The organism is Streptomyces sp. NBC_00358, assembly GCF_036099295.1.
Lineage (GTDB): Bacteria > Actinomycetota > Actinomycetes > Streptomycetales > Streptomycetaceae > Streptomyces.
Window position 1 is genome coordinate 7395488 of sequence record NZ_CP107976.1, and the last position, 12038, is coordinate 7407525.

The following is a 12038-nucleotide window of genomic DNA, read 5'->3' on the forward strand; positions in this document are numbered from 1 at the left end:
TAGGGTCAGCCTGTGACCAGCGAGATCACCCTCTTCGTCAACCCCACCGCGGGCCGCGGCCGGGGCGCCCACGCGGCGCTGCCGGCCGCTTCCGCTTTGCGTGCCGCGGGATTCTCCGTGCGGACCGTGCTCGGCGAGAACGCGGCGGACGCGCTCGCGCGTGCGCGCGAGGCGGTCGCCGGCGGCACCGGCGCCCTCGTCGCGGTCGGCGGTGACGGCATGGCGAACCTCGCCCTTCAGGCCGTCGCCGGGACCCGCACCCCGTTCGGTCTGGTCGCCGCCGGGACGGGCAACGACTTCGCGCGCGCCCTCGGCCTGCCGATGGGCGACCCGGCGGCCGCGGGACGCCTGATCGCCGAGTCCCTCGGGACCGGCCGGCTGCGTGACGTCGACCTGGGCCGGGTGAACGGCACCTGGTTCGGCACCGTCCTCGCCTCCGGGTTCGACTCCCGGGTCAACGACCGCGGGAACCGGATGCGGCTGCCCGTCGGCCGCTTCAAGTACGACGTCGCCATGCTCGCCGAGCTGGCCGCCTTCCGGCCCTTCCCGTACCGCGTCACGCTGGACGACGGAGAGACCCGGGAGATCGAGGCGACGCTCGTGGCCGTCGGCAACGGATCGTCGTACGGCGGCGGCATGAGGATCTGCCCCGGCGCGGACCTCGATGACGGGCTGTTCGACATCACGGTGGTCGGGGACTGCACCCGGGCGACGCTTCTCAAGATCTTCCCGAGGGTCTACCGGGGCACCCACGTCGACCATCCCGTGGTGAGCGTGTTCCGGGCGGCCCGCGTCGAACTCCTCGCCGAGGGCATCACCGCGTACGCCGACGGCGAGCCGCTCGGACCGCTGCCCCTCACGGCGGAGTGCATACCGGCAGCCGTACGCGTCGCCCTTCCCTGAGCTGCGCGGATCCGAGGTTTCACGGCATCTGATACGGATAATGATCGTCCTCATGTCAGTGGCTCCCGGTAGTCTCGAAAGCACGATGACAGAGGATCTCTCTCCGGCCGAGCGGTACGCGGCAGCACGCAGGCGCGCTGCCGAGCAGGCCACCGCGCTCGGCTCCTTCCGCGAGATGTACGACTTCGGCCTCGACCCCTTCCAGATCGAGGCCTGCAAGGCACTCGAAGCGGGCAAGGGAGTGCTGGTGGCCGCGCCCACCGGCTCGGGCAAGACGATCGTCGGCGAGTTCGCCGTCCACCTCGCCCTCCAGCAGGGCAAGAAGTGCTTCTACACGACGCCGATCAAGGCACTCTCCAACCAGAAGTACGCCGACCTGTGCCGCCGTTACGGCGCGGACAAGGTCGGCCTGCTCACCGGTGACAACAGCGTCAACTCCGAGGCACCGGTGGTCGTCATGACGACCGAGGTCCTGCGCAACATGCTGTACGCGGGGTCACAGACCCTCCTCGGACTCGGCCATGTCGTGATGGACGAGGTGCACTACCTCTCCGACCGCTTCCGCGGCGCCGTGTGGGAGGAAGTGATCATCCACCTCCCCGAGTCGGTGACCCTGGTGTCACTGTCGGCGACGGTGTCGAACGCGGAGGAGTTCGGCGACTGGCTGGACACCGTGCGCGGCGACACCCAGGTGATCGTCTCCGAGCACCGGCCCGTCCCGCTGTTCCAGCACGTGCTGGCCGGCCGGCGGATGTACGACCTCTTCGAGGAGGGCGAGGGCCAGCGCAAGGCCGTCAACCCCGACCTCACGCGCATGGCGCGCATGGAGGCGAGCCGTCCGTCGTACCAGGACCGCAGGCGGGGCCGCGCCATGCGCGAGGCCGACCGGGAGCGGGAGCGCAGACAGCGCTCGCGCATCTGGACGCCCGGCCGCCCCGAGGTCATCGAGCGGCTCGAGTCCGAAGGGCTGCTGCCCGCCATCACGTTCATCTTCAGCCGCGCGGCCTGCGAGGCCGCCGTGCAGCAGTGCCTGCACGCGGGCCTGCGGCTGAACGACGACGCGGCGCGCGCGCGAGTCCGTGAACTCGTCGAGGAGCGCACCGCCTCCATCCCGGACGAGGACCTGCACGTCCTCGGCTACTTCGAGTGGCTGGAGGGCCTGGAGCGCGGCATCGCGGCCCACCACGCGGGCATGCTGCCCACCTTCAAGGAGGTCGTCGAGGAACTCTTCGTCCGCGGCCTCGTCAAGGCGGTCTTCGCGACGGAGACCCTCGCGCTGGGCATCAACATGCCCGCCCGCTCGGTGGTGCTGGAGAAGCTCGTCAAGTGGAACGGCGAGCAGCACGCCGACATCACCCCCGGCGAGTACACCCAGCTGACCGGCCGTGCGGGCCGCCGGGGCATCGACATCGAGGGCCACGCGGTCGTGCTGTGGCAGCGCGGCTTCAGCCCCGAGCACCTCGCGGGACTCGCGGGCACCCGCACCTATCCGCTGCGCTCCAGCTTCAAGCCGTCGTACAACATGGCGGTGAACCTCGTCGAGCAGTTCGGGCGGCACCGCTCGCGCGAGCTCCTGGAGACGTCCTTCGCGCAGTTCCAGGCCGACAAGTCGGTCGTCGGGATCTCCCGGCAGGTGCAGCGCAACGAGGAGGGTCTCGAAGGCTACAAGGAGTCGATGACCTGCCACCTGGGCGACTTCGACGCGTACATGACCCTGCGCCGCGAACTCAAGGACCGCGAGACCGAGCTGGCCCGGCGGGGCATGACGGAGCGCCGTGCCGAGGCTGCCGTCGCCCTGGAGAAGCTGAAGCCGGGAGACGTGATCCATGTGCCGACCGGCAAGTACGCCGGACTGGCGCTGGTGCTGGACCCCGGGCTGCCCGCCGGCCGGTCCAACGGTCACCGGGGCTTCGAGCAGCACGACGGACCGCGTCCCCTGGTGCTCACAGCCGAGCGCCAGGTGAAGAGGCTGGCCTCGATGGACTTCCCGGTGCCGGTCGAGGCGCTCGACCGGATGCGGATCCCCAAGTCGTTCAACGCGCGTTCGCCGCAGTCCCGTCGGGACCTGGCGTCCGCGCTGCGGACCAAGGCCGGGCACCTCGTCCCGGACCGGCACCGCAGGAAGCGCGCCGAGGCCGCCGACGACCGCGAGATCGCCCGGCTGCGCACGGAGATCCGCGCGCACCCCTGCCACGGGTGCAACGACCGCGAGGACCATGCCCGTTGGGCCGAGCGCTACCACCGGCTGCAGCGCGACACCACGCAGCTGGAACGCCGGATCGAGGGCCGGACGAACACCATCGCCCGCACCTTCGACCGGATCGTCGCCCTCCTCACCGAGTTGGACTATCTGCGTTCCGACGAGGTCACCGAGCACGGCAAGCGGCTCGCCCGGCTGTACGGCGAACTCGACCTGCTGGCCAGCGAATGCCTGCGCGCCGGCATCTGGGACGGCCTCTCGCCGGCCGAACTGGCCGCCTGCGTCTCGGCGTTGGTGTACGAGTCCAGGGTCGCCGACGACGCCATGGCGCCGAAGGTGCCGTCCGGCAAGGCCAAGGCCGCGCTGGGCGAGATGGTGCGTATCTGGGGCCGGCTCGACGCCCTGGAGGAGGACTTCGGGATCAACCAGACCGAGGGCGTCGGCCAGCGCGAGCCGGACCTCGGTTTCGCCTGGGCCGCCCACGAATGGGCGTCCGGCAAGGGCCTCGACGAGGTGCTGCGCGAGGCCGAGATGCCCGCCGGTGACTTCGTGCGCTGGTGCAAGCAGGTCATCGACGTCCTCGGCCAGATCGCGGCCGCCGCGCCCGTCTCGGGCGGCGAGAGGTCGACGGTCTCGAAGAACGCGCGCAAGGCCGTCGACGGACTGCTGCGCGGGGTGGTCGCCTACTCGTCGGTGGGCTGACGGGCGGCGGCCCGTCCGCCGGTGTGGCGGGCCGAGCCGACACGGCCGGTGGGATGCCACCCCCTGCTGTCCGGGGGCGGCACCTCACCGGCCGCGCTTGTTCCGGCGGGGTGCTGAGGTCGGCTCCACGCCCGTTCGGTGTGACGCGGCGGACGGCTCCCTGGCTGGTCCGGCGGGGTTCACCCGGCGACCCCGCGCCCGTCTCGCGAGACGCGGCCCACGACCGCCCGCCCGTTTCCGGTGGGTGCGGCCCGCGGTTCCGGTCCCGTGCCGCCGGGGTGAAACCGGCGGCACGCGTCCGTCTCGGCGGGATGCGGCTGACGGTCCCGTGCCCGTGCCGGACGGGTGCCGGTGGGGGCACGGGTGGGTCAGTGGTCCGGGTGGCGGCTCACGTACGCGCGCCAGCCTCCGTACTCCGTGATGTCGGGCGCGCCGTCCAGCGCGCCGGGTTCGCAGAGGAAGCCGGGCACGCTGCTGCCGTCGGCCAGTTCCACGCTGCCCAGTGCCATCGGGCGGGGGAGCGCCGCCAGCAGGCGTCCGAGACCGTCCGCCGGGAGACTCCACACCTCGGCCTCGACGGCGGCGCCGCCCGCGCCGACATGCACGAGGCCCGGCTTCGGCGGGCTGGTGGCCAGGGCGTGCAGGCGGTAGACGGGGGCGGTGGTGGTCGTACGGTCCAGGCGGGCGCCCAGGGACAGCAGTTGCGGGTTGAGCGGCTGGCCGGACAGATGCGCGCCGACCACGGCGAGGCGCATCTCCGGTTCCAGCGAGCGGGCGATCCGGGCGAGCCGCTCGTCGGTGAACGCCGGGCCGATCAGCATCACGCCGAAGGGAAGTCCTGCGGGTGTCCGGCCGGCCGGGACGGCGACGGCCGCCAGGTCGAAGAGGTTCGTGGAGTTGGTGAAGCGGCCCAGCCGGGCGTTGGCGCCCAGCGGGTCGGCGGCGACCTCGGCCAGGGTGGGATGGCCGGGCGCGGTGGGCAGGAGCAGCGCGTCGGCGTCGGCCAGTTCGCTGAGCGCCCGGGCCCGCAGGGAGGCCAGCCGTTCCTGGTCGGCGTACAACTGGTGCGCGGGGATGTCCCGGGCGCGGGTGATGATCCCCGCGACGGTCGGGTCGAGACCCGCACCGCCCTCGGCGGTCAGCTTGTCGACAAAGCTCCCCACCGCCGTGTAGCGCTCGGCGACGAAGGCGCCCTCGTAGAGCATCGCGGCCGCCTCGGTGAAGGGCGTGAGGTCGAGGGTGCGGACCTCGGCCCCCGCCGCCACGAGCCGCCCGGCCGCCGCCTCGTACGCCTCGGCCCAGCCCTCGTCCAGTTCGCCGAGCTGTTCCGTCGGAGGGACGGCGACGCGCCAGGGGCCGGGGGCGCGCTGGGGGAGCGGGGGGAGTTCGCGACCGGAAGGGGACGCCATGTACGCGAGGGCCTGTTCGGCCTCCGGGAGGGTGCGGGCGAACACGGTCACGCAGTCCAGGGAGGCGCAGGCGGGGACGACGCCGGTCGTCGGCACCAGGCCACGGGTCGGTTTGAGGCCGACGATGCCGTTGAACGCGGCGGGGACGCGGCCGGAGCCGGCGGTGTCCGTGCCGAGGGCCAGGTCGACGATGCCGAGAGCCACCGCCACCGCGGATCCCGAGCTGGAGCCGCCGCTGATCCTTTCCGGGTCCAGGGCGCCGCGGACCGCGCCGTGCGGAGAGCGGGTGCCGACCAGGCCGGTGGCGAACTGGTCGAGGTTCGTGGTGCCGAGAACGACCGCTCCGGCGGCGCGGAGGCGGGCGACCGCGGGGGCGTCGGCCTCCGGCGTGTACGCGTAGGCCGGGCAGCCGGCGGTGGTGGGCAGGCCCGCCACGTCGATGTTGCCCTTCGCGGCGAACACCGTGCCGGCGAGCGGGAGGTGCTCGCCCGCGGCGACCCGGGCGTCCACGGCACGGGCCTCGCTCTCGGCCTCCGGCCGGGGGCGCAGGTCGATCCAGATCTCGGGGCGGTCCGCGGCCTCGATACGGGCGTACGCCAGGCGGACTCGGGTGAGGGCGGACATCGGAACTCCTTGTACGGGTACGGGTGCGGGCCCGGTGCCGTATCGGCGCGGCGCGGCGCGGCTCGTGCGGGTGGCGGGTCGGGTGGCGGTGCTGGGTCAGTGGGGTCAGGGGGTCGGGGTCTCCGGGGGAGCGAGGACCAGCAGGGCCGTGCCCGCCTCCACCTGGTCGCCCGGTCTGGCGAGGATCCGCTGGACCACGCCGTCGACCGGGGCGGGGACACGGGACTCCATCTTCATCGCCTCCAGGGCCAGCAGAGGCTGCCCCGCCGTCACCCGCTCGCCCGGCTTCACGTTCAGCTGCCACACCGACGCGGCGAACTCGGCCTCGATCAGCCGGCCGCCCTCCGGGACACTCACCTCGACGGCCGGCGCCGCCGGGACCCCGGCCGTCTCGGCGCGGGTGAACTCGCCCGCCGCCTCCCAGGCGTCCCGTTCGGCGGAGAAGGCGCCTCCCTGCCGGGAGCGGAACTCCGCGATGGACTCGGCGTTCTCGGCGAGGAAGTCCTCGTACGCGGCCAGCGAGAAGGTGCCCTCCTCGACGCGCGGCACGAAGCGGCCGGAGATGATGTCGGCGCGCAGTTCCAGGAGTTCGTCAGCCTCCACCGGGTACCACTTGATCCGGTCGAAGAAGCGCAGCAGCCAGGGCGAGCCCGGCTCGAACGCGCCGCGCTGCTGCCAGCCCGACCACACCTGGGTCGTACGGCCGACGAACTGGTAGCCGCCGGGGCCCTCCATGCCGTAGACGCAGAGGTAGGCGCCGCCGATCCCGACGGAGTTCTCGGCGGTCCAGGTGCGGGCGGGGTTGTACTTGGTGGTGACGAGCCGGTGGCGGGGGTCGAGCGGGGTGGCGACCGGGGCGCCCAGGTAGACATCGCCCAGGCCGAGGACCAGGTACTCCGCGTCGAAGACCGTGCGGTACACGTCGTCCACCGAGTCCAGGCCGTTCACGCGGCGGATGAACTCGATGTTCCACGGGCACCAGGGCGCGTCGTCGCGGACACCGGCCATGTAGCGGGCGATGGCCTCGCGGGTGGCCGGGTCGTCCCAGGACAGCGGGAGATGGACGGTGCGGGAGGGGACGACGAGCTGGTCGCTCGGCGGGAGCGCGCGGACCGTGCGCCGTACGGTGTCCAGGAGTTCGCGCTGGGGGAGCCGGCGCGGGTCCGCCTGGATCTGGAGGGAGCGGATGCCCGGCGTCAGATCCGTGACACCGTCGAGCGCGGCCTCGGTCACCGCCTCCATCAGGGCGTGGACCCGCATGCGCAGGGCGAGGTCCAGTTGCATGGGACCGAACTCGACCAGCAGGTTGTCGTCGCCGCTGCGGCGGTACGTCACATCGCCGTCGCGGGCGAGTACACCGCCGTCGACGATCGCGGGCCGCTGTGAACCGTCGTCGGCCAGCGGGGCGAAGCGGACGGTGTCGCCGGGGCGGAACTGGCCGAGCTTCCAGCGCTCCGTGCTGACGACGGTCGCCGGGCAGACGAAGCCGCCGAGCGAGGGGCCGTCCGGGCCGAGCAGCACCGGCATGTCGCCGGTGTAGTCGACGGCTCCGACCGAATAGGGAGTGTCGTGGATGTTCGAGGGGTGAAGCCCGGCCTCGCCGCCGTCCGTGCGGGCCCAGCGGGGCTTCGGTCCGATGAGCCGCACGCCGGTACGGGCCGAGTTGAAGTGGACCTTCCAGTCCGCGGCGTAGAAGTCGTGGATGTCGTCCTCGGTGAAGAACTCGGGCGCGGCGTGCGGTCCTTCGAGGGCGCCGACCCGCCACTCGGCCGTGAAGCGGGGGCGTTCCGCGGGGGGCACGGGTGCCCCGGCCGCCGTGGCGGCGCCGCCGTGCAGGACGTCGCCGGTCCGCAGCGTGCGGCCGCCGTGGCCGCCGAACCGGCCGAGGGTGAAGGTGGAGGCGCTTCCGAGGAACGCGGGCACGTCCAGCCCGCCGCCCGCGAACAGCACATAGGTGCGCAGTCCGTGCCCGGTGGGCGCGCCGACCTCCAGCACCGCCCCGGCCGGCACGGTCACGGGCTCCCACTGGGCGACCGCCGATCCGTCCACGGTGACCGGCGCGGGAGCGCCCGTGACACAGACCGTCGTGGCGTGGGTGAACCGCAACGCCGGTCCCTGCAGGGTGCATTCGAGACCCGGTGCACCCTCGGGGTTGCCGAGCGCCCGGTTGCCGAGCCGGAAGGACAGGTCGTCCATCGGGCCGCACGGCGGTACCCCGACCTGCCAGTAGCCGGTGCGGCCGGGCCAGTCCTGCACGGTGGTGAGCGTGCCGCCGGAGACGACCTCGACGCGCGGGGTGGGGTCGCGGACGTCGGCCAGAGTGGCCGTCGAGTGCCCGGCCCGCCGGAAGGACGGTTCGGCGAGCGCGGCCCGCACCAGACCGAGGTTCGTCTCGATCCCGTCCACCCGGGTCCTGGCCAGGGCCTCGTCGAGCCGTTCCAGGGCGTGCGCCCGGTCCGGCCCGTAGGCGATGATCTTCGCGAGCATCGGGTCGTACGAGGTGGTCACCTCGGTGCCCGTCTCGACCCAGCCGTCCACCCGGACCCCGCCGGGGAACTCCACCCGGGTCAACAGGCCCGCGCTCGGCCGGTGTTCGCGTGAGGGGTCCTCGGCGTACACCCGTGCCTCGACGGCGTGACCGCGGGGCTCGCCGGGATCGCGTACGACATCGGACTCGCCTCTCGCGAGGCGCAGCATCCAGGCGACCAGGTCGACGCCGTAGATCTCCTCGGTGACCGGATGCTCCACCTGGAGACGGGTGTTGACCTCCAGGAAGTACGCCTCCTCGCGGGCGGCGTCGTAGACGAACTCGACGGTACCGGCCGAGCGGTAGCCGACCGAGGCGCACAACTCGCGGGCGGCGGAGGCCAGTCGGTCGCGCACGGGGGAGGGCAGGCCCGGGGCGGGGGCCTCCTCCAGGACCTTCTGGTTGCGGCGCTGGAGCGAGCAGTCGCGGTCGCCGAAGGTGACGACCCGGCCCCGGCCGTCGCCGAAGACCTGCACCTCGACATGGCGGGCGTGCTCGACGAGGCGTTCGAGGAAGACCCCGGCGGAGGAGAAGGAGGCCGCCGCGACGCGCTGCACCCGGTCCCAGGCCTCGGTCAGTTCATCGGCGGATCGACATGCCGACATGCCGATGCCACCGCCCCCGCCGGTGGCCTTGAGCATGACGGGATAGCCGATGCTCCCGGCCGCGTCGAGGGCCTCGGGAAGGCCGGCGAGCAGCCCCGTGCCCGGCGCCAGCGGCACTCCCGCGGCCTCGGCGGCGGCCCGCGCCGTGTGCTTGGCGCCGAACAGCTCCAGCTGTTCCGGCGTCGGTCCGACGAACACGATCCCGGCGTCCTCGCAGCGCCGCGCGAACGCGGCGTCCTCGGACAGGAAGCCGTACCCGGGGTGGATGGCCCCGGCCCCGGTGTCCTTGGCCGCCTTCAGGACCAGGTCGCCGTCGAGGTAGGACTCCTTCGCGGGGGCCGGGCCGAGGCGTACGGCCTCGTCGGCGAGCCGGACGTGGGGCGCGGCGCGGTCGGCGTCGGAGTACACGGCGACCGTGCGCAGGCCCAGTTCGCGGGCGGTCCGGATGATCCGGACGGCGATCTCGCCGCGGTTGGCGATCAGCAGGGTGTCGAAGGTCATGCGGACGCCCCGATCGTCATCGCGACCGCCGTCGGTTCGAAGCCGTTGCACGGGTTGTTGATCTGAGGGCAGTTGGAGACCAGCACGATCACCTCGCGGTCGGCGCGCAGGCTCAGCCGCAGTCCCGGCGCGGAGATGCCGTCGACGATGCCGAGGGTGCCGTCCTTCTCGACCGGCACGTTCATGTACCAGTTGATGTTCGAGACGAGATCGCGTTTGCCGAGGCCGTAACGGGCGCCTTCCGCGAGGAAGTTGTCCACGCAGGCGTGCTGGGACCAGGTGTGGTGTCCGTACCGCAGGGTGTTGGACTCCTTGGAGCAGGCGCCGCCGACCGTGTCGTGCCGGCCGACCTCGTCCTCGACGACCGTCATCAGCGGGGTGTGCTCGTTCGACATCAGCACACTGCCCGTGGTCAGGAAGATGTTCCCCTGCGCCTGGATGGTGTCGGGCGCGCTGTAGCGGACGGAGGTGTCCCCGGCGTCGTACACCAGGAAGTCGACGGCCTGGTTGCCGTGCAGATCGGTGACGGTGAGCGTCTCGCCCGCGCGGACGACGGCGGACCAGGCGGCCCTGGCCGGGACGGTGACGTGCGTCATGCGAGCCCCCTCGTGGCAAGGTGTTCGGCGGTGTTGAGGAACGCGCGGCGGCCTTCGGGCGTGGCCTCCCACAGCGGGTCGCCCGCCGCGGTCGCCCGTGCGCGCCAGGCCAGCACCTCCAGGGGGCCGCTCGTGTAGGCGGGGCGAGGATCGGCCGGGTGCGGCACGTTCGCCATCAGTACGGTGACGTCCTGCTCGGCGCGCAGGGTGACGCTGCCACCCGCTCCGGCCGAGCCGGTGAAGTCGAGTGAGCCGTCGTCGCGGATCTCCACCCCCTGGAAGAAGGAGAGCGAGGGCGGCAGGTCGCGGGGCCCGAGCCCGTTCTTGGCGGCGGCCAGCTTGAACAGCTCGCGCCCGGCCGGGGACGCGGACTGCGGAGTGCCGTCCCCGTACCGCTCGGTGTTGCGTACGAGCGTGGAGGTGCCGCACAGGGCGTCGTGCCGTCCGGAGGAGTCGGTGACCACCGAGGCCAGCACGCGGCCCTGGTCGGAGAGGAGCAACTGCCCCTGGCCCAGATAGGCGTTCCACTGGACCTTGACGGTGTCGGCGACGTTCAGGCGTTCCCACGGGCGGTCCGCGACGTACAGCAGCAGATGCGCGCAGGCGTCGCCGGTGAGGTCGGTCAGCCGCAGTTCGGTGCCCCGGGCCAGCACCTTGTGCGTGTAGTTGCCGCCCGCCACGGTCTCCGCCCACACCAGATGGCCCGCCTCGCAGGGCGGCGCGGGCCAGTCGCCCGCGGGGACCACGGGCATGGCCTCCGCACGGGTTCCCTGCTGGGCGCGGGCGTGGTCGCGTGCTCCGTAGGTGGTCGCTGTCGCCATCGCGGGTCCTCCGGCTCCTGGGTCATTTCTGTCGCTTGACAGAAATTAGGGGCGGGGTGGGTCGCGGCCATGTCCCTCGTGTTGCCGGGTGGTTACCTGTCCCTCACCGGGGCGCTCCGCCGGGGGCGGCCCGGTGAGGGCGCCGCCGCCCGTCCTTCTCGCGCGCGTCGCGCCGCCGGTCGGCGCACGTCGGGTGTGCGAGGATCGAACGCATGGGAACGGGTGGCGGACGACGGGTCGGCAGGCCACGGGCCGCGCAACGGCCGGACAGCGGGCTGACGCCACGCGCCGAACTGCTCGACGCGGCGGCCGAGTTGTTCACGACCCGGGGATACGCGGCCACCACCACCCGCGCCGTCGCCGAACGGGCGGGGATGCGCCAGGCGTCCATGTACCACTACGTGTCCGGCAAGGAGGAGCTGCTCGCCGAGCTCCTGGAGTCCACGGTCACGCCCTCGCTGGCCTTCGCGCGCGAGCTCCTCGCCGATGACACGGCGCCGGCGGAGGGTCGGCTGTGGGAACTGTGCCGCACCGACGTGGAAGTGCTCTGCGGGGGCCCGCACAACCTCGGCGGTCTCTATCTGCTTCCCGAGGTGCGCACGGAACGCTTCGCCGGCTTCCATGCCGTACGCGCCGAACTCAAGGACACCTACCGTCAGTTGCTCGCCGCCACGGCGGCCGGCGGCGCGCTCGCCAAGACCGAGCTGGATCTGCGGACGGATCTGCTGTTCGGGCTGATCGAGGGAGTCATCCTCGTGCACCGCTCGGACCCGCAGCGCCCCGTCTCGGCGTTCGCCGAGGCCACGGCGGACGCGGCGCTGCGCATCGCCGGAATCTGAGCCCTCACCGCCGCCTCACCTCGCCCTCTCGTCGCCGCTCCACGGCCGCTCCGGCGTCGCTCCGCCACCGCTCCGGCGTCTCTCCGGCGTCGCTTCCGTGCGGCGATCGGGGGTTTTCGCGAGCCCGCACGTCATCACGCAGCGTGTACGCATGGGGGCACAGCGTGTAAATGGGGCTGAGGGTACTCCAGTCCTATGGGCGGTTTCAGGCGCTTGCTGAATATGACACAGCGTTGATCCGGTCGGACTAAGCTCGCCCGCAGCGCACCGAGTTGGGATGTATTCGTGCGCTTGTTCCCAAAAGTTCCGAA

Annotated in this window: 7 protein-coding genes; 3 read left to right on the forward strand and 4 right to left on the reverse strand. The window is 72.7% G+C overall.

The window, feature by feature from the left end:
- The first annotated feature begins 12 nt into the window (after window positions 1-12).
- Complete coding sequence (locus tag OHT01_RS31595; RefSeq protein WP_328556508.1) at window positions 13-903, forward strand: diacylglycerol kinase; 891 nt, start codon at window positions 13-15, stop codon at window positions 901-903.
- Window positions 904-943: 40 nt separating this feature from the next.
- A complete protein-coding gene (locus tag OHT01_RS31600; protein ID WP_328556509.1) occupies window positions 944-3805 on the forward strand; it encodes a DEAD/DEAH box helicase in 2862 nt (953 codons plus the stop codon).
- Window positions 3806-4173: 368 nt separating this feature from the next.
- Here the strand turns inward: OHT01_RS31600 and atzF are convergent, their stop codons facing one another.
- From atzF to OHT01_RS31620, 4 genes are all read right to left on the reverse strand, one after another.
- A complete protein-coding gene (atzF, locus tag OHT01_RS31605; protein ID WP_328556510.1) occupies window positions 4174-5838 on the reverse strand; it encodes an allophanate hydrolase in 1665 nt (554 codons plus the stop codon).
- 105 nt (window positions 5839-5943) lie between these two features.
- Window positions 5944-9471, reverse strand: coding sequence for a 5-oxoprolinase/urea amidolyase family protein (locus OHT01_RS31610; RefSeq protein WP_328556511.1), 3528 nt, complete (start codon window positions 9469-9471; stop codon window positions 5944-5946).
- A complete protein-coding gene (locus tag OHT01_RS31615) occupies window positions 9468-10067 on the reverse strand; it encodes an urea amidolyase associated protein UAAP2 (RefSeq protein WP_328556512.1) in 600 nt (199 codons plus the stop codon). The genes OHT01_RS31610 and OHT01_RS31615 overlap by 4 nt, the downstream gene beginning before the upstream one ends.
- Window positions 10064-10888 (reverse strand): urea amidolyase associated protein UAAP1, encoded by an 825-nt coding sequence (locus OHT01_RS31620; RefSeq protein WP_328556513.1) that lies wholly within the window; start codon window positions 10886-10888, stop codon window positions 10064-10066. The genes OHT01_RS31615 and OHT01_RS31620 overlap by 4 nt, the downstream gene beginning before the upstream one ends.
- A gap of 212 nt (window positions 10889-11100) precedes the next feature.
- On the opposite strand from OHT01_RS31620, the gene OHT01_RS31625 reads away from it, so the two are divergent.
- Window positions 11101-11727 carry a TetR/AcrR family transcriptional regulator gene (locus OHT01_RS31625; protein ID WP_328556514.1) on the forward strand — a complete coding sequence of 209 codons (627 nt, stop codon included), beginning with the start codon at window positions 11101-11103 and terminating at the stop codon, window positions 11725-11727.
- The last annotated feature ends 311 nt before the right edge of the window (window positions 11728-12038 follow it).

Bases quoted from the DNA above. Each gene is read 5' to 3' on its own strand.
- OHT01_RS31600 (WP_328556509.1), top strand. From the start codon at position 944: ATGATCGTCCTCATGTCAGTGGCTCCCGGTAGTCTCGAAAGCACGATG.
- atzF (WP_328556510.1), bottom strand. From the start codon at position 5,838: ATGTCCGCCCTCACCCGAGTCCGCCTGGCGTACGCCCGTATCGAGGCC.
- OHT01_RS31610 (WP_328556511.1), bottom strand. From the start codon at position 9,471: ATGACCTTCGACACCCTGCTGATCGCCAACCGCGGCGAGATCGCCGTC.
- OHT01_RS31615 (WP_328556512.1), bottom strand. From the start codon at position 10,067: ATGACGCACGTCACCGTCCCGGCCAGGGCCGCCTGGTCCGCCGTCGTC.
- OHT01_RS31620 (WP_328556513.1), bottom strand. From the start codon at position 10,888: ATGGCGACAGCGACCACCTACGGAGCACGCGACCACGCCCGCGCCCAG.
- OHT01_RS31625 (WP_328556514.1), top strand. From the start codon at position 11,101: ATGGGAACGGGTGGCGGACGACGGGTCGGCAGGCCACGGGCCGCGCAA.